Source organism: Pelomicrobium sp., from assembly GCF_036803785.1.
Lineage (GTDB): Bacteria > Pseudomonadota > Gammaproteobacteria > Burkholderiales > UBA6910 > Pelomicrobium.
The window spans coordinates 1-16,951 of the sequence record NZ_DAIRTR010000067.1; the positions used below are offsets into that span (position 1 = coordinate 1).

The 16,951-nt window shown below is 64.8% G+C and carries 15 protein-coding genes and 1 tRNA gene; 7 read left to right on the forward strand and 9 right to left on the reverse strand.

What is annotated here, in order from left to right; all coding sequences use genetic code 11:
* Positions 1-700: 700 nt before the first annotated feature.
* Positions 701-898, forward strand: a complete 198-nt coding sequence (locus V7Q81_RS09235) for a hypothetical protein (RefSeq protein ID WP_333842382.1) — start codon at positions 701-703, stop codon at positions 896-898.
* 475 nt (positions 899-1,373) lie between these two features.
* Positions 1,374-1,652, forward strand: a complete 279-nt coding sequence (locus V7Q81_RS09240) for a hypothetical protein (RefSeq protein ID WP_333842385.1) — start codon at positions 1,374-1,376, stop codon at positions 1,650-1,652.
* Positions 1,653-1,773: 121 nt separating this feature from the next.
* Here the strand turns inward: V7Q81_RS09240 and V7Q81_RS09245 are convergent, their stop codons facing one another.
* The 5 genes from V7Q81_RS09245 to alaC form a co-directional block, all read right to left on the reverse strand.
* Positions 1,774-1,983, reverse strand: a complete 210-nt coding sequence (locus tag V7Q81_RS09245; RefSeq protein ID WP_333842387.1) for a hypothetical protein — start codon at positions 1,981-1,983, stop codon at positions 1,774-1,776.
* Positions 1,984-2,356: 373 nt separating this feature from the next.
* Positions 2,357-2,432, reverse strand: a tRNA-Lys gene (locus V7Q81_RS09250).
* Between the two features lie 80 nt (positions 2,433-2,512).
* Positions 2,513-3,925 carry a threonine synthase gene (gene thrC, locus V7Q81_RS09255; RefSeq protein ID WP_333842389.1) on the reverse strand — a complete coding sequence of 471 codons (1,413 nt, stop codon included), beginning with the start codon at positions 3,923-3,925 and terminating at the stop codon, positions 2,513-2,515.
* A gap of 93 nt (positions 3,926-4,018) precedes the next feature.
* Complete coding sequence (locus V7Q81_RS09260; RefSeq protein WP_333842393.1) at positions 4,019-5,335, reverse strand: homoserine dehydrogenase; 1,317 nt, start codon at positions 5,333-5,335, stop codon at positions 4,019-4,021.
* Between the two features lie 48 nt (positions 5,336-5,383).
* Complete coding sequence (alaC, locus tag V7Q81_RS09265; RefSeq protein ID WP_333842396.1) at positions 5,384-6,568, reverse strand: alanine transaminase; 1,185 nt, start codon at positions 6,566-6,568, stop codon at positions 5,384-5,386.
* A 123-nt stretch (positions 6,569-6,691) separates the two neighbouring features.
* Here alaC and V7Q81_RS09270 point away from each other — a divergent pair, with 123 nt between their 5' ends.
* Positions 6,692-7,063, forward strand: coding sequence for an Mth938-like domain-containing protein (locus tag V7Q81_RS09270; RefSeq protein ID WP_333842398.1), 372 nt, complete (start codon positions 6,692-6,694; stop codon positions 7,061-7,063).
* A gap of 6 nt (positions 7,064-7,069) precedes the next feature.
* Here the strand turns inward: V7Q81_RS09270 and yrfG are convergent, their stop codons facing one another.
* Both yrfG and V7Q81_RS09280 read right to left on the reverse strand, forming a co-directional pair.
* Positions 7,070-7,723, reverse strand: a complete 654-nt coding sequence (gene yrfG / locus V7Q81_RS09275) for a GMP/IMP nucleotidase (RefSeq protein WP_333842400.1) — start codon at positions 7,721-7,723, stop codon at positions 7,070-7,072.
* Between the two features lie 7 nt (positions 7,724-7,730).
* Complete coding sequence (locus tag V7Q81_RS09280) at positions 7,731-8,654, reverse strand: histone deacetylase family protein (protein WP_333842403.1); 924 nt, start codon at positions 8,652-8,654, stop codon at positions 7,731-7,733.
* Between the two features lie 95 nt (positions 8,655-8,749).
* Here V7Q81_RS09280 and V7Q81_RS09285 point away from each other — a divergent pair, with 95 nt between their 5' ends.
* The 4 genes from V7Q81_RS09285 (at position 8,750) to V7Q81_RS09300 (ending at position 15,384) form a co-directional block, all read left to right on the forward strand.
* Positions 8,750-11,443, forward strand: coding sequence for a bifunctional acetate--CoA ligase family protein/GNAT family N-acetyltransferase (locus V7Q81_RS09285; RefSeq protein ID WP_333842405.1), 2,694 nt, complete (start codon positions 8,750-8,752; stop codon positions 11,441-11,443).
* 10 nt (positions 11,444-11,453) lie between these two features.
* A complete protein-coding gene (locus V7Q81_RS09290) occupies positions 11,454-12,374 on the forward strand; it encodes an AAA family ATPase (RefSeq protein WP_333842407.1) in 921 nt (306 codons plus the stop codon).
* Positions 12,375-12,466: 92 nt separating this feature from the next.
* Complete coding sequence (locus V7Q81_RS09295; RefSeq protein WP_333842409.1) at positions 12,467-13,420, forward strand: DUF58 domain-containing protein; 954 nt, start codon at positions 12,467-12,469, stop codon at positions 13,418-13,420.
* Positions 13,417-15,384, forward strand: coding sequence for a transglutaminase TgpA family protein (locus V7Q81_RS09300; RefSeq protein WP_333842410.1), 1,968 nt, complete (start codon positions 13,417-13,419; stop codon positions 15,382-15,384). The genes V7Q81_RS09295 and V7Q81_RS09300 overlap by 4 nt, the downstream gene beginning before the upstream one ends.
* 5 nt (positions 15,385-15,389) lie before the next feature.
* On the opposite strand, the gene rpoS is transcribed toward V7Q81_RS09300, so the two are convergent.
* Together rpoS and V7Q81_RS09310 are read right to left on the reverse strand one after the other, a co-directional pair.
* Complete coding sequence (gene rpoS / locus V7Q81_RS09305; RefSeq protein WP_333842412.1) at positions 15,390-16,328, reverse strand: RNA polymerase sigma factor RpoS; 939 nt, start codon at positions 16,326-16,328, stop codon at positions 15,390-15,392.
* The coding region (locus V7Q81_RS09310; protein WP_333842414.1) for a peptidoglycan DD-metalloendopeptidase family protein at positions 16,325-16,951 on the reverse strand (627 nt) is incomplete at its 5' end. The genes rpoS and V7Q81_RS09310, both read right to left, overlap by 4 nt.

Here is a 16,951-nt window from a genome sequence, read left to right on the forward strand (position 1 = left end):
GGCCCAGCCCCACAGGAGCGGCATCACCGCGCGCCCTCTCCGAGGCAGCGCCAGCCTCCGCCACCATTTACGCAACCCCTTGCCCGGTCGCCAGCTCAGCCACGGCCTCAAGGCAGTCACGCCAAGCAAACAAAGCCCACTGATGCCAGCAGAACTACAAAAGGCTCGGCGCCCGGGCAAGGGTCAGCCACCATGCGGAGCGCTCTTTTTTTGTCGCAGCCTAGGATCGGGTTCGCCACGGGGCGTTCTTCGTGGAGATACATGTCATGCAGAAAGCATACGGTTGCAGTGTTCAGACCGGGCTCTTCCTTTTCGCAAGCCTCACAAATGACGAAGTTTTGGCTCCCCGTCCCAAGCCACGATATCAGATCGTCATCGCACGCTTTGCACTGAAAGCCTTTAGATCCATGCAAACGTTTGCCGCTACGAATTCAAAAAAGGAATTGACCTCTTGGGGTGCTTTGGAACGGAGGCAAGCCACGGTACGCCGTCTCTGTGCACAAGAAAGGCTCCGAAAGGTTAACTTTTGTGAAACGGAACCGCCCGGCCAGACGGAAGGCCGTCGCTGGGGCGGAATGCCCTACGCCCTGCGCCTTGCTGAAGAATCTCTTTGCCTGCCGCTGTCTAAATGGAATGGAGCGGACTGCCGCTGGCGGCTGCGCCGAACGCGCGCTCCATCGATGGAAAGGAGGCTGTTCGAATGGTGCTCATGAAAGTCCACCGCTGGTTCTACCAGGACCCGACGACGGGCGAATGGCGTCTGACGCCCCACACCATGTCTGCGGCCCAGGTCTCGCGCGTACACCCGGAAGCGAAGGTGGTGCCCTGGACCGAAGAGCCCCGCATGATCGGCGGTGAACCTTTCTATGCCGAGATGCCATCGCGGGCTGCAGCTTAAAAGCCGATCAATCCGGACGGGCGGGAGACCGCCCTTTTTTTGGATTCCGGGCCCGCGCCCAAACCACCCCACCGCCCCGGACAGGGGCGTGCGGAAACGCCTGCGAAGGGGGATGCAGCCAGGTGCATGCGCCAGCGGCGCTCACCGGACCTCGGTCCGGGCAGCAGGAAGATCGTTAAGAAGTGCAAGGGGCAGCGCGCCGGCCGTCGATTCGCCTTATCGTTATGGGTACGAGCCGAGTGTAACCCGTCGCCGTCGTTTACAAGGGGACGCAGACGCCCACCCAGGGCGTCAGGAAAGGTGGACTAGATACCTGTCGTTTAGGGGATCTCCACAAGTCGGCGCAAGAATTGCTTGAGGTGAAGGGAGCGCAGCGGTTTTCGTCCACGCAGGCCCCCAACGGCGCCGGAAGGACGCAAAGCAAGTCAAACAAAACACCCCGTGCGAGGGCACGGGTCAGAGAAAGGGAAAGCAAATGCCAGACCTCGCCGCCCTGTTGCAGCTCGACGGGCTCGCCCGGCGCCTCGTATCCCAAGCGAGCCGGGATGAGCTGGCCGAAGCCGCCAGACTACTCGCCCTCAATTTGGCGTGCTACCAGCACCACTATGGACCCCTCCCCCTCAAGGAACCCGCCATACCGCCCGCGGAGCTGGACGAGGCACACGTTGCGCTGGTGACCAACGGGACCGAAATTCTTGTCACCGTGCTGGAAGGATTGAAACTATCCCACCGCAGGGACGCGAGAAGCCAGTAGAAGGGGACAGAGACTGCGCTCCCGCACCTCGGAAAGCTTTTTTTCTGTCTGTTGGCAAGCCTTCCGATCCCCACGCCGCGCCCAGGGCCGGCTATCGCAGTTTCGCGCGAAACGGCCTCAGTCAGCGTCGGGCTCTCCTCTGGGCAGTCAGGAGCACCAGCAAGCTTAGACAGCCCATCAGCATCGCCGCCATCCCCGCCAACAGCAAGGTGCCTACCTGGAAGCCGGCGAGCCAATAGGCGCCGCTCAGTCTGACCACCACGGCCACGGCGCACACCAGAACGCCGGCGAGCCCCGCCAAGCGCCCGACCCACAGCAGTAACGGTTCCATTTCTGTCCTCCTCGCCTCGCCGCGCCTTGATTCCTGCGCGCCTCATCAGCATGCCACAGAGGCCCGAAGGCTGGGTATCAGGGCTCTCCCCGTCGGCGTCGCAGGATCCCCTCCCAGCGGCACGCTAGGTTGAAGCAGCGGTAACGACGAACGGGATAGAAAAAGCTGAGCAGGCGGTCGGCGGGCCGGCGCCGGATGCGCTCCACGGGACCGCCGCAATAGGGACACTTGCGAGCAGCCGCCACGCAAGACCCGACAGCCTCGCGTCTCAGCCATGGAGGGTTCATGAGGGCTTTGCAGGTTGCCTGCGCGCGCCTTGACCGCCGACGATTAGTCGGCGCTTGCAGTATTGGCCTACCACGGGAAGTTGCGGTGGTGGGCCGTGAGGGATTCGAACCCCCGACCGTTGGATTAAGAGTCCACTGCTCTACCAGCTGAGCTAACGGCCCGGGAGGGAGTCTGAGGACATTATTTGCCCACCCCTTCCTTCTGTCAACGAGCACGGGCGCTAGAGGCCTCCTTCTGCCGCTCAGCCCGCGATGTGACTGACGATAAAGCGCTTGACCGCTTCTGAGTCCGGGTCCAGGAGCTCGTAGCGCTGGGGGCGCCTTTCCAAATCCTCGTATCCTGGCGGAATTTCCGGATCGCGGCCCAGCGCCTCGCGTATCGTGTCGGCGAACTTGGCGGGCAAGGCAGTCTCCAGGCAGATCAGCGGCACACCCGGTTCCCGGTACTCGAGTCCTACCTTGAGCCCATCGGCAGTGTGAGTGTCGATCATGACGTGGTAATCATGATAGACGCGGCGTATGGTGGCAAGCCGGTCCGCGTGGGTGCTAGAGCCCGAGATGAAGCCGCAGCCTTCCACTGCACGCCAATAGGCGGTTCCGGCGAGGTCGAAGCCGCCTTGCCGCTCCACGGCCCGCCACAGCCCAGCCGTCACCACGGCGTCGCGGCCCACCACGTCGTGGATGAAGCGCTCGAAGTTAGATGCCTTGGAAATGTCCATGGAGGGGCTGGAGGTGTGGATCACCTCGGCGCTCCTGCGCACCCGGTAGCGGCCGGTTCTGAAGAACTCGTCCAGTACGTCGTTTTCGTTGGTAGCAAGAATCAGCCTGCGGATAGGAAGCCCCATCATGCGGGCGATGTATCCGGCAAAGATGTTGCCAAAATTGCCGGTAGGAACGGCGAAGGAAACCTCCTCGCTATTATCTCGGGTGACAGCGAAGTAGCCCTTAAAGTAATAGACCACTTGGGCAACCACCCGGGCCCAGTTGATGGAGTTGACCGCGCCAATTCGGTAGCGGGCCTTGAAAGCCGCGTCCGCGTTCACCTGCTTGACGACGTCCTGGCAGTCGTCGAACACACCGCGGATTGCCAGGTTGAAGATGTTGGGATCCAACAGGGAATACATCTGGGCGGTCTGGAACGGGCTCATCTTTCCATAGGGAGAGAGCATGAACACGCGGATGCCCCGTTTGCCCCGCATGGCATACTCCGCCGCTGAGCCGGTGTCGCCAGAGGTGGCTCCCAGGATGTTGATCTGTGTTCCCTCCCGCTCCAGCACATACTCGAACAGGTTGCCGAGCAGCTGCATCGCCACGTCCTTGAAAGCCAAGGTGGGCCCGTTGGAGAGCCTCAGAAGATGCAGCCCCGGTTCCAGTGTCTTCACCGGAGTGATCTCGTCGCTACGAAAAATCTCCTTGCTATACGTGTGCTCGACCAGCCTCTTGAGATCCTCCGATGGAATATCGTCGGCGAAGCGACGAATGATCTCGAAGGCGAGCTCCGGGTAGGGACGGCCACGTAGGCCAGCGAGCTCCGCTTCGCCCAAGCGTGGGTAGGCTTCCGGCACCACCAGGCCACCATCGGGGGCAAGCCCCTCCAGCAGGATTTGGCAAAAGGATTGGGGCACCATGCCGCCCCGGGTGCTCACGTAACGCACGGCCGAGACCCCGCTTTGATGGAGCAGGCATGCCGTCCGGCGCGACGGACCAATGCAAAGAACGTGACCTTTATGCCCATCCGTACCTGCTCGTCAGTGGCGGTTCAGCATTTCCAGTCGTATCCGGGTTGCCGGGCCGATAAGGGTGGGCAGCGCCTCAATCTTAGCGATGGCGGCGTTCATCCGCGCTTCGATCGTCTTGTGGGTGAGGATGATGATGTCCGCCTGATCCTCTCCTTCCGCCGGCTCCCGCTGCAAGATGGCGTCGATGGAAATTTCCAGGTCCGCCAGAACCCGTGTCACATCGGCCAGCACCCCTGGCCGGTCCAGGGCCCGTAGCCGCAGGTAGTAGCACGTTTCCACCTGGTCCATGGGCAGGATGGGGATATCCTGGACCGCATCGGGCTGGAAAGCCAGGTGAGGCACCCGGTTGTTGGGGTCCACCGTATGTAGCCGAGTCACGTCCACGAGGTCCGCCACCACTGCCGAGGCCGTAGGCTCAGCGCCCGCGCCAGCGCCGTAGTATAGGGTCGGCCCCACCACATCCCCCTTCACTAGGATGGCGTTCATCACCCCCTCCACGTTGGCAATCAGCTGGCGTGCTGGCACCAGGGTAGGGTGTACCCGCAACTCTACCCCCTCGGGGCGGCGGCGGGTAATTCCGAGCAGCTTGATGCGATAGCCGAAGGCCTCGGCGTAGCGGATGTCCTCCCGCGTGAGCCGGGAAATGCCCTCGGTGTAGCACTTGTCGAACTGCATCGGAATGCCAAAGGCAATGGCCGACATGATAGTGAGCTTGTGAGCGGCATCGATGCCCTCGATGTCGAAAGTGGGATCGGCCTCGGCATACCCCCGCCCCTGGGCCTCTCTCAACACCTCTTCGAAGCTCGCGCCCCGGTCCCGCATCTCGGACAGGATGAAATTACTCGTACCATTGATGATCCCGGCGATCCACTCGATGTGATTAGCGGTCAGGCCCTCTCGCAGGGATTTGATGATGGGCACGCCCCCTGCCACCGCGGCCTCGAAGGCCACCATGACGCCCATTTTCTGGGCGGCGGCGAAGATTTCGTTGCCGTGGAGCGCAAGTAGCGCCTTGTTGGCCGTGACCACGTGCTTTTTGTTCTCGATGGCGGCCATCACCAGCTCCCGCGCCACTGTGGTTCCACCGATCAGCTCCACCACGATGTCGATTTGGGGGTCTTTCACCACCTCGAAGGCATCGGCGGTGACCCGCACGCCCTCGCCCGCGATGGCCTGAGCCTTTTGCGCGTTGCGGTCCGCCACTGCGGTGATGACGATTTCCCGGCCGGCCCGGCGGGTGATCTCCGCTTTGTTGCGCTTGAGCACGCGGAACGTGCCCCCGCCCACGGTCCCCATGCCCAGAAGCCCTACCCTGATTGGTTTCATCTGTGCTTCGCTCTCTATGCTTCAATGTGTCACGGACGAGCGACCTCCTTACAGCAATCCGTCCTTGCGGAACATTTCCTTGATTCCTCGGATCGCCTGGCGGATGCGGGGCTCGTTTTCGATCAGTGCGAAGCGCACGTGATCGTCGCCGTACTCGCCGAAGCCGATCCCGGGAGACACGGCCACCTTGGCGTCGCGGAGCAGCTTTTTCGCGAACTCAAGGGAGCCCAGACCGCGATAGGCGTCAGGAATCTTGGCCCATACGTACATGGTGGCTTTGGGGACATTCACCATCCAGCCGGCGGAATGCAGGCCCTGACACAGCACGTCTCGGCGCCTCTGGTATCCCTGGCGGATCTGCTCCACGCAGTCCTGGGGCCCCTCCAGGGCGACGATGGCTGCCACCTGGATCGGGGTGAAGGTGCCGTAATCGTGATAGCTCTTGATCCGGGCAAGGGCCGCCACCAGGTCTTTGTTGCCCACCATGAAGCCCACTCGCCAGCCGGCCATGTTGTAGCTCTTGGACAAGGTGAAGAACTCCACGGCCACGTCTCGGGCGCCCGGCACCTGCATGATGGAGGGAGCGCGGTAGCCATCGAACACGATGTCGGCGTAGGCGAGATCGTGCACCACGTAGATGTCGTGCTCCCTAGCGAGAGCCACTAGCCGCTCGAAAAAGGCAAGCTCCACACAGTGGGTGGTGGGATTGCTAGGAAAGCAGCAGATCAGGAACTTGGGCTTGGGGTAAGAGTCCTTGATCGCTTTTTCCAGCTCCTCAAAGAAATCCACCCCTGGCACCATGGGGACGTGCCGGATGTCGGCCCCTGAGATGACCGGTCCGTAGATGTGGATCGGGTAGCTGGGATTGGGCACCAGGACCGCGTCACCTCGGTCCAGAGTGGCGAGTGCCAGATGGGCAATGCCCTCTTTGGAACCGATGGTAACGATCGCCTCCGCATCGGGATCCAGCTCGACCCCATAGCGGCGCTGATACCAGGTGCAGATAGCCCGCCGCAACCGGGGAATGCCCTTGGACACCGAATAGCGGTGGGTATCCGGCCGCTGGGCCACTTCCACTAGCTTGTCCACGATGTGCTTGGGAGTCGGCCCGTCGGGGTTGCCCATACCGAAGTCGATGATGTCCTCCCCGCGCCGGCGCGCGGCGAGCTTGAGCTCCCCGGTAATGTTGAATACGTAGGGAGGCAGGCGCTTGATGCGCGGAAACTCTTCCATGGTCGCAGGTCAAATCCTTGGGCTCCGGCGCAAACCCCAAACCCTTTGGGAGCCGCCGCCCGGCCTAGCCGGACAAAAAGTTTATAATGCTACCGAGGAGTCAAGCCTGCCGCAACGACCGTCATGAAGCTCCATCTCACCCACGTGGGGGACAAAAACGTGGTCACCGGCTACGGACACGACCACGTGATGGTCAACCGCCGGCGCTACGACAGGAGCTTAGTGATTCTTCCCGAGCGCCTGATCGAGAACTGGGAGGTGCGTGCCTTTTCGTCTCTCGCCCGGGAGCACATCCAGTTTCTCGCCAGCCTCGGGGTGGAGATCGTGCTACTCGGCACGGGGGAGCGGCTGCGCTTTCCCGATCCCAGCCTGCTCGAGCCTCTGGTGACAGCCGGCATCGGCTACGAGATCATGGATACCCACGCCGCCTGTCGCACCTACAATATCCTCATGGCCGAGGATCGGAAGGTCGTGGCAGCCCTAATCCTCGGCTGAAACCCCTTAGCCCGGCAGCAAATCGGCAAAGCTCGCCACAGAGTCAAACTCCGTGACGGCGATCTCCCGAGCGGCGGAATCGGGCCGGCGCACCGCGACCAGGTAGCGGATGCCAAAGTCCCGCGCCGAGCGCAGCACCGGCAGGCTGTCGTCCACCAGGACGGTGCGCTCCGGATCGAAGGGCTTAAGCGCCTGCAACCGCCTCCAGAAGCCGGGGGCCTCCTTGGGCAGCCCAAGCCCATGGGAGCAGACGAGCCCGTCCAGGTAGCGCCCAAGCCCGGTGCGCTTGAGCTTCAATTCCAGGCTCTTTTGATGGGCGTTGGTGACCAGCACCGTCTGCTTGCCCCGGGAGCGCATCTCCATCAAAAAGGGCACGACGTGGGGATGGACCGCGATCAGGTGCTCCACCTCTGCCTTGAGCCGGGCGATGTCCAGACCCAGCTCCCGCGTCCAGTAATCCACGCAATACCAGTCCAGCGTGCCAGCCTTGCGGCGGTAACGCTCGATCAGGTCCTCCCGCGCCCGCTGAAGGCTCAAGCCGTGCTTCTCGGCGTAACGGCGGGGCACGTGGGTGAGCCAGAAGTGATTGTCGAAATTGAGGTCGAGCAGGGTCCCATCCATGTCCAGCAGGACCGTGTCCACCGTGTCCCAGGCGATCATGGCGCCCTCAAAGCTCAGACAGCACCTTGATGTGAGCCGCGACGCTGCGTCCCAGGGCGTGCAGGTCGTAGCCCCCCTCCAGCACAGAGACGATGCGCCCTTGCGCGTAGCGGTCTGCGATCTCCTTGATGCGTTGTGTAACCCAGGCGTAATCGGACTCCACCAGCAGGAGGGAAGCCATGTCGTCGTCCCGGTGCGCGTCGAAGCCAGCGGAGACGAAGATCATCTGGGGCTTGAAGCGCTCAAGCGCCGGCAGCCAGTGCTCGGAGACGACGGCGCGGAACTTGGCGCCATTACTGTAGGCGGGCAGCGGGATGTTCACCATCCGCTCCGAACGTCCTTCCACCCCGCTGTAGGGATAAAAGGGGTGCTGGAAAATAGACACCATCATGACGCGCGGGTCGTCGCGGAAGATGTCCTCGGTGCCGTTGCCGTGGTGCACGTCGAAGTCCACGATGGCGACCCGCTCGAGCCGGTGGTGCTCCAGGGCGTGGGCGGCGCCCACCGCCACGTTGTTGAAGAAGCAGAACCCCATCGCCCGAGCGCGCTCGGCATGGTGACCGGGCGGGCGCACGTTACAGAAGGCCGTGCCCGCCTTTTTGCCGATCACCAGGTCGGTTGCTAGAATGGCGGCACCTGCGGCACGTAACGCCGCCTTCAGGCTGTGGGGGTTCATGGCGGTGTCCGGGTCGAGGTGCACCAGCCCTTGCTTGGGAGCGGCCGCTTGCAGCGCATCGAGGTAGTGGGGGGCGTGGACCCGCTCCAGTTGTTCTCGGGTTGCAAGGGGCGCCTGCGCGTGCGTCAGGCAGTTCATCAAACCGGAGGCGATGAGCTGATCCTCAATGGCCCGGATGCGGGCGGGGCACTCCGGGTGGTAGGCGCCCATGTCGTGCAGGGCACAGTCGGGATGGGTGATGAGCACCGTGCTCAATCGAGCCTCCTCCATTTGCTGGCCTGGCGCGCGCCGGCGCTTCTATGGCAGACATCTTACGGCGGCCCTTAAGTCCTGTCCATGACGCTGCGCCCGTGACCGTATCTACCGAAAAGCACTATCTCACGCCGCTCTTCGCCCCCCGGTCGGTAGCCATCGTGGGGGCGAGCGAGCGCCCCGGAACGGCGGGCCGCGTGCTGTTGGAAAACCTGCTCGCGGAGCAATTCGAGGGCGCGGTCTATCCGGTCAATCCAAAGCATACCCAGGTGCTCGGGCGCGCGTGCTACCACTCCCTAGAGGAGGTGAGCGCCAGCGTGGACCTGGCGGTCGTCGCCACGCCGGCGGCGGCGGTCCCGGAAATCATTGCCGCCTGCGCCCGCAAGGGGATCCGCGCCGCGCTGATCGTCAGCGATGGACTGTCTTCCGCCCATCCCCAGGGGCTGCGCCTGCTACGGCAGACCCTGGCAGCGGCGCAGGCGGGCGGCGTGCGCATCCTGGGACCTGCCTGCCCGGGCATCCTGCGGCCTGCAGCCCGTATCAACCTCGCCTACAGCCGCTTCCGGGCGCTTCCCGGGGCCATCGCCCTCGTCTCCCAGTCCGCAGCCCTCACCAATGCCATCCTGGACTGGGCCCAGGCGGATGGAGTGGGTTTTTCCAGCGTCGTCACCGTGGGCGATGGTGCCGACGTGGGCTTCGGCGAGATACTGGATTACCTGGCCTGGGACATGGGCACCGAAAGCATCCTGCTGTATCTGGAGGGCGTGTTCTCCCCCCGGCGGTTCGTGAGCGCGCTGCGCCTGGCGGCCCGAGCCAAGCCGGTGATCGTGGTGAAGACCGGCCGATGTCCCGCCGGCTACCAGGCTGCCCTCACCCATTCGGGGGCCCTCGTGGGGTCCGACGACGTGTTCGATGCCGTCCTGCGCCGGGCGGGCGCGGTGCGAGTGAGGACCTTCAGCCAGCTTTTTTCCGCCGCCAAGTGCCTGAGCGCCCGCTACCGGCCCACCGGCAACCGGCTCGCCATCGTCACCAACGGGGGCGGGGCCGGGGTCCTCGCTGCCGACTGGGCGGCCAACCTCGGCATCGAAGTGCCTGCTCTCGCGCCCCCTCTCCTGGAGCGCCTCGCCGCGGTCCTGCCCGCCGGCTGGTCTCGGAATAATCCCTTGGACCTCACGGGAGAGGCGACCGCCGAGCACTACAGCCGCGCCGTACGCGCCTGCCTTGAAGAGACGGGCATCGACGGCGTGCTGGTGATTCTCACGCCCCACGTCAACACCCGAGCGGCCCAGGTGGCGGAAGCGGTGGCGCACACCGCCCGGGATTTCAGAAAGCCGGTGGTGGCCTGTTGGATGGGGGGCGAGGACGTGGAGGAAGGACGCCGAGTCCTGGCCCGCGCGCGGCTGCCCGTGTTTCGCACGCCGGAGCCCGCCGTAGAGGCCTTCTCCCACATCGCCACCCATTACCGCAACCAGCAATTGCTGCTGCAGGTCCCCTATTCCACCTCCCGAGCCGACCGGCCGGATACCGAGGGAGCGCGTCTGGTGATCGAGAACGCCTTGGCAGAGAAGCGCACGGTGCTCTCGGAAATGGAGTCTAAGTCCCTGCTGGCGGCGTTTCGCATCCCGGTCGCCCGCACCGTGGTGGCCCGCTCCCTTCCCGAGGCGATCATGGTAGCCGAACAGATGGGTTTTCCCTTGGCGATGAAGATCAACTCCCCGGACATCCCCCACAAAAGCGACGTGGGTGGGGTGAAGCTCAACATCGCCACCGTGCAGCAACTGCGCTCGGCATTCAACGAGATCACCAGGGGTGTGGCGGCCCGCCTGCCCGAAGCCCGTATCGACGGAGTAACCCTCCAGCCCATGACAGTCAAGCCCCATGGGCGCGAGCTCATGGTGGGCATCGCCACCGATCCCGTGTTCGGTCCGGTCATCACCTTTGCCGCCGGTGGCATCGCGGCCGAAGTCATGGAAGACCGGGCCGTGGGCCTGCCGCCTCTCAACGCGCTGCTCGCAAAAGACCTGATCGAGCGCACCCGGGTGGCTCGCATGCTCGGACCCTTCCGCCACTTACCCGCGATCCATATGGATGCCCTCGTCACGGTGTTGTTGCGGGTCTCGGAAATGGCGAGCGAGCTGCCCTGGATCCGGGAGATGGACATCAACCCCCTCATCGTGGACGAAGAAGGGGCGATCGCCGTGGACGCCCGAGTGACCGTGGAGCACACCTCCCCCGGACCGGGCACGCGCTATGCCCACATGGCCATTTGCCCCTACCCGGCGCATCTGATCCAGCGCTGGAGTCTCGCCGACGGCACCGAAATCACCATCCGGCCCATCCGCCCCGAGGACGCGGAGCTGCTGCAGACCTTCGTGCGCAGCCTCTCGGAAGAGTCCCGCTATTTCCGTTTCATCAGCACCGTGCAGGAACTCTCCCCCCGGACCGTGGCTCGCCTCACCCAGATCGACTACGACCGGGAGATGGCGCTCATCGCCGTGCTGGCCGAAGGCGAGCGGGAAGTGGAGCTGGGTGCTGCCCGCTACGTCACCAACCCCGACGGGGAGAGCTGCGAATTTGCCCTGGTGGTGGCCGACGCCTGGCAGGGACGTGGGATCGGCACCAAGCTCATGCATTCCCTCATGGAAGTAGCCCGAGCGAACGGCCTCAAGGCCCTGGTGGGCGACGTGCTCGCCAGCAACGCCAATATGTTGAGGTTGATGGAAAAGCTCGGCTTCGCCATCGAGAATCATCCCGAAGACCCCAGCCTCAAGCGGGTCCGCAAAGCCCTGTGAGGGCCACGACATGGCAAGCGCCGTCGAGCGAGTGGTCCGACAGGCAAGCACCATCGTCCTGGGCAAGGAGCGGCAGATCCGGCTGGCCCTCGCCTGCCTCCTCGCTCGGGGGCATCTGCTCATCGAAGATCTGCCAGGCGTGGGCAAGACCACCCTGGCGCAGGTGCTGGCGAAATCCCTGGGGCTTGAGTTTCGACGCATCCAGTTCACCGCTGACCTGCTGCCAGCGGACATCGTGGGGGTTTCCATCTACGAGCGGGACAGGGGCACCTTCAAGTTCCACCCCGGGCCCATTTTCAGCCAAGTCATCCTGGCCGACGAGGTAAACCGGGCGACCCCCAAGACCCAGAGCGCCCTGCTGGAAGCGATGGAGGAACATCAGGTAACCCTTGAAGGGGAAACCCGCGCCCTGCCCCGTCCCTTCTTCGTCATTGCCACCCAGAACCCGTCTCATCAGGTGGGAACCTTTCCGCTGCCCGAATCTCAACTCGACCGCTTTCTCATGCGCATCCACCTGGGCTACCCGGATCCCCAGGCCGAGCGCGGGCTGCTCAAGGGAATCGAGCGCCGGGAGCTGCTGGCAGCGCTCACACCCTGCATGGAGGCCGCAGAGCTGGAAACGCTGCAGCAGCGGGTTCGGCGAGTGCACGCCTCCGATGCCTTGGTGGACTACCTCCAGGCCATCATCGAGTTCACGCGCCGCTCGCCCCTTTTCCACACGGGCCTCTCGCCCCGGGCAGGCTTGGCGCTGCTCGCTGCTGCCCGGGCCTGGGCCCTCATGGACGAGCGGCGGGAAGTCCTGCCGGAAGACGTTCAGGCAGTGCTGCCGAGCGTGGTGGGACATCGCCTGCAGCCCGTCACCGACCGCCCGGGGGTCGATGGCAGCGCCGAGCTGAGCGGGCGCATCATCGCCGAAGTTCCCATCCCGTGAGCATGAGAGCGCGATCGGCAAGGGCCTGGAAAGCGGGCCTTGGGACAGCCCGCATGCGCCTGGGCGGAGCCGCTCACCGTGCCGGCGGTTCCTTGGGATCGGAACCCGGCGACCGCGACGGCGCCCGGGTCATCCTGACCCGACGCCACATTTTCATTGTACCGACACGTCATGGGCTCGCCTTCGCCGGCATGCTCTTCCTCATGTTGATCGGCGCCACTAACTACCAGTTGAGCCTGGGTTTCGCCCTAACTTTCCTGCTAGGGGCCATGGGCGCGGTCTCCATTCTCCATGCCTTCCGTACCCTGGCGGGCCTGGAGGTCTGCGCCGGCAAGACCACGCCCGGGTTCGCCGGTGAGACGGTCGCCTTCGGAATCGATCTGACCAATTGTTCCCCGAGACCGCGCTTGGCCCTCGCCCTCTCCCATCCCGGCGGCGCGATCGTCCGCTGCGATCTGTCGCCGGGACAAACCCGCCGCCTGGCCCTGTTTACCGTGGCGGACCGGCGGGGCTGGCTCAAGCTGCAGTGCCTGACCGTGTCCACCTGCTACCCGCTCGGCCTGTTCCGCGCCTGGGCGCCAGTCGCGCTCGAGCTCCGCTGCCTGGTCTATCCTCGGCCCGAGGCAGCCCGTTTCCCGCCTCCCGCCGTCCTCCAGCTCCTGGGGGGCGGAAGGGATGGCTTGGGAGCCGGCGACGATTTCCTCGGCCTGCGGGACTACCGTCCCGGCGATTCGCCCCGGCATATCGCGTGGAAAGCCGCCGCTCAGGAGCGGGGCACCCTCACCAAGCTATTCGGCGGCCATGCCGCGAAAGAGGTATGGCTCGACTGGGAGGGGCTTGCCGGCCTAGAGACGGAGACCCGGCTCTCGCGCCTCACCCGCTGGGTGCTGGATTGCGATGCCCTGGGAATCCCCTATGGGCTGCGGCTTCCGGGGACAACCCGTGCCCCGGCTCTCACCCCCGAGCACCGCCGCGCCTGTCTCGAAGCCCTGGCTCTCTTCGGTCAAGAGGATCCCGGCCGGCCCGGACCGACTCCTCGCCCATGAGCGCCGCCTCCCTCGTGGACTCTCCCCCCACCCTACGCCAGAACGCCTGGTTGCTCCTCACATTGGGGCTCGCCGTGGCGCCCCATTTACCGCGCCTCCCCCTGTGGATGTCGGCCTTGGTGCTGTTGCTGGGCTTGTGGCGCTGGTACCTGGCTATCACCGGCGGCCCGCTGCCCCCCCGGCTTTTACTCTTTGCCTTCGCCGGTGCCGCAGTGGCCGGCACCGCGCTCCATTATGGCACCCTCTTCGGTCCCTCGGGCGGCGTGGCCTTGTTCATCGTCCTGGTGGCACTCAAGCTTCTGGAATCCCGCTCGGTACGGGATGCGGTGCTCCTCGTGTTCCTGGGCTATTTCCTGGTGATCACGCTTTTCCTTTACGACCAGTCGATGTCCATGGCGGCCTACACCGCCGTGCCGATCCTCGGCCTGACCACCCTACTGGCGGCCCTCGCCCAGGGCGCAGGGGCTTCCGGTCTCGGCACCCCTTTCAGAACCGCCGCCGCGCTCCTCCTGCAAGCGTTTCCCGTGATGGTGATACTGTTCCTGTTCTTCCCGCGCCTGCCCCAGCCCCTATGGGGTGTTCCCCAGGAAACCGCCGAAGGCGTGAGTGGGCTTTCGGACGTCCTAGCGCCCGGGGATTTGAGCCGGTTGTCCCTGTCGGATGCGGTCGCCTTCCGGGTCGATTTCCAGGCTAAAGTGCCGCCGCCTTCCCACCTCTATTGGCGCGGGCCGGTGCTCACCCGCTTCGACGGACGCACCTGGTCCATGTCCCCTTCGTTAGCCTCGGGCGCCCCCCCACTGGAAGCCCTAGATGGGGGCATGACCTACACGGTAACCCTGGAACCCCACCACCGGTCCTGGCTGTTTGCCCTGGAGCTGCCGGGGCGCGGGCCGGAGCAATCCCTCTTGACACCTGACTACCAACTGGTTGCCCAAGCGCCGGTGCGAAGCCGCATTCGCTACACGGTAACCTCCTATCTGCGCCACCGGGCACAGCCCAGGCTCTCTGGCGGGGAGGCCGAAAGAGCGCTGGCGCTTCCTGCCGGTGGCAACCCCCGAGCCCGGGCCCTTGCCCTGGGGTGGAAGCGAGAACTGGGGGATGCGTCCGCCATCGTCCAGAGGGCGCTCCAGTTTTTCCGCACCGAGGACTTCTTCTACACCCTGCAGCCTCCACGCCTCGGCCGGGAGCCGGTGGACGATTTCCTGTTCAACACCCGGCGCGGCTATTGCGAGCACTACGCTTCGAGCTTCGTGTTTCTCATGCGCGCCGCCGGCGTCCCGGCCCGGGTGGTCACCGGCTACCAGGGCGGCGAGTTCAACCCCCTGGGCGGTTACCTGATCGTGCGCCAGGCCGACGCCCATGCTTGGGCGGAGGTCTGGCTCGAGTCCTCGGGCTGGCTCCGGGTAGACCCCACCGCGGCGGTGGCGCCAGAGCGGGTCGAGCGCGGGCTTGCTTCGGTAGCGACCCCGGGGGAACCGCTCTCCGTCCTCATGCGCTCGGGCAACAATTGGGCGCGACCGATCCAACTGGCGTGGGACAGCCTCACCAACGGCTGGAACCAATGGGTGCTGGGCTACGGGGGCGAGCGTCAGCGGGAGCTCTTGAGCCGTATCGGTGTCACCCACCCCGATTGGCGCTCCATGGCCGTCCTGCTGCTCGTCGGCATCGGGGCATTCACCGGGATGTTGGCCGCCGGTTTGCTGTGGCGGATGGGAGAGAGGCGGCCGGCGCCCGCGCAGCGGCTCTACCGTCGCTTCTGCCGGCGCCTTGCTCGGCACGGGCTTGCCCGCGCTCCGGGCGAAGGGCCCCGGGACTACGCGAACCGAATTGCCGCCGCCCGTCCTGAGCTCGCCGCCCAGGTGCAGGCCATCTGTTGGCTCTACATCGCCTTGCGCTACGGCACAGAAAGCGACCCGCGCCAACTCAAGCGACTACGGGCCCTGGTGGGGAGTTTTCGCCTCTAGAAGCGCTAAAGCAACAGGTCTTTGGACATGCCGCGCCGCTGGAGCAGGCGCCGCAACGATTGCAAGGCCTCCACCTGGATTTGCCTCACCCGCTCCCGGGTAAGCCCCAGGCTCTCGGCCAGTTGTTCCAAGGTCGCCACCTCGTGCCCGTTCAGGCCATAGCGGCGCTCGATCACCCAGCGGTGCTTCTCCGAAAGCTGCTGTAGCCATTCGCGCACGCAGTGCTCCAGCTGGGCCTGCTCGAGCCATAGATCAGGCGTTGGGTTGGCCTCGTCGGGGATGGACTCCCCAATGGAGAGCATGGGATCGATGTCCAGGGGCGCGTCCAGAGAAGCAGTGCGCTCGTTGAGGGACAGCACCCGGCGCACCTCCTCCACCGGCCGGTCCAGCAGATGGGCCACGTCCTCGGCGGTGGGCTCCCGCTCAGAATGGGCCTCCAGGTGACGCATGGCCCGCAGCACGGAGTTGAGCTCCTTGATTACGTGCACCGGCAGCCGGATGGTGCGGGACTGGTTCATGATGGCCCGCTCGATGTTCTGACGGATCCACCAGGTGGCGTACGTGGAGAAGCGAAAACCGCGCTCCGGATCAAACTTCTCCAGGGCATGCATGAGCCCCAGGTTGCCCTCTTCGATCAGGTCCATCAGCGCCACCCCGCGGTTGACGTAGTGCTTGGCGATATTCACCACCAGCCGCAGATTGTGCTCGATCATCTTCTGGCGCGCAGCGAAATCCCCCTGGCGGGTGAGGCGGGCAAGGTGCAACTCCTCTTCCGGGGTGAGCAGGGCGTTGTGCCCGATCTCGTTCAAATAAAGCTTGGTGACATCGGAAAGGAGGTCGCCGGTCAAAGCCTCAGGCTCATACAGCGCCTCCTCGGAAGCAAGCGGCGGCTCCGGGGTCGGCTCCAGAGACTCCTCTTCGTGGGGGAAGCTGTCGTTGCTCATGAAGCCTTGTCCGCCGGTAGATACTTGAGGGGATCCACCGGCTTGCCGTAACGCCGAATCTCGAAGTGCAGCTTCACCTGGTCGGCATCCGTATTGCCCATCTCCGCGATCTGCTGGCCTTTGGCGACGCTTTGCCCTTCTTTCACCAGAATCTCCCGGTTATGGGCGTAGGCCGACAGGTAGACACTATTATGCTTGATGATGACCAGCTTGCCATAGCCCCGCAAGCCACTGCCGGTATAGACCACCTTGCCGGGAGCGCTGGCGTACACTGGCTGGCCCATGCGGCCGGCGATGTCGATTCCCTTGCTCGTCTCGGAGAAGCGGGAAATGAGCTTGCCGCTCACGGGCCAGGCCCACTCTATTTCCCCGTCCCCTTCCGGGTCCAGCGCGGGTTTCGTCTCCGGCTTGGGCTCGGGCCTCGCTTCCGGCTTGGGCGGAGTGGCCGACTCGGGCTTAGCCGCGGCGAGCGGCGCCCCGCTTTTCATCCGGGAAAGGGCCTCCTCCGAGTAAGGGAGTTTGTAGCCCTTCGGCTCGGTCTTGAAGGTGAACGAGTCGCCCAGGGGCTTCGCCTCGATGCCTGCAGGCACGATGAGGGGCGCGGTGACCACTTCGCCCGGCTC

Bases quoted from the DNA above. Each gene is read 5' to 3' on its own strand.
- V7Q81_RS09235 (WP_333842382.1), top strand. From the start codon at position 701: ATGGTGCTCATGAAAGTCCACCGCTGGTTCTACCAGGACCCGACGACG.
- V7Q81_RS09240 (WP_333842385.1), top strand. From the start codon at position 1,374: ATGCCAGACCTCGCCGCCCTGTTGCAGCTCGACGGGCTCGCCCGGCGC.
- V7Q81_RS09245 (WP_333842387.1), bottom strand. From the start codon at position 1,983: ATGGAACCGTTACTGCTGTGGGTCGGGCGCTTGGCGGGGCTCGCCGGC.
- V7Q81_RS09260 (WP_333842393.1), bottom strand. From the start codon at position 5,335: ATGAAACCAATCAGGGTAGGGCTTCTGGGCATGGGGACCGTGGGCGGG.
- alaC (WP_333842396.1), bottom strand. From the start codon at position 6,568: ATGGAAGAGTTTCCGCGCATCAAGCGCCTGCCTCCCTACGTATTCAAC.
- V7Q81_RS09270 (WP_333842398.1), top strand. From the start codon at position 6,692: ATGAAGCTCCATCTCACCCACGTGGGGGACAAAAACGTGGTCACCGGC.
- yrfG (WP_333842400.1), bottom strand. From the start codon at position 7,723: ATGATCGCCTGGGACACGGTGGACACGGTCCTGCTGGACATGGATGGG.
- V7Q81_RS09290 (WP_333842407.1), top strand. From the start codon at position 11,454: ATGGCAAGCGCCGTCGAGCGAGTGGTCCGACAGGCAAGCACCATCGTC.
- V7Q81_RS09300 (WP_333842410.1), top strand. From the start codon at position 13,417: ATGAGCGCCGCCTCCCTCGTGGACTCTCCCCCCACCCTACGCCAGAAC.
- rpoS (WP_333842412.1), bottom strand. From the start codon at position 16,328: ATGAGCAACGACAGCTTCCCCCACGAAGAGGAGTCTCTGGAGCCGACC.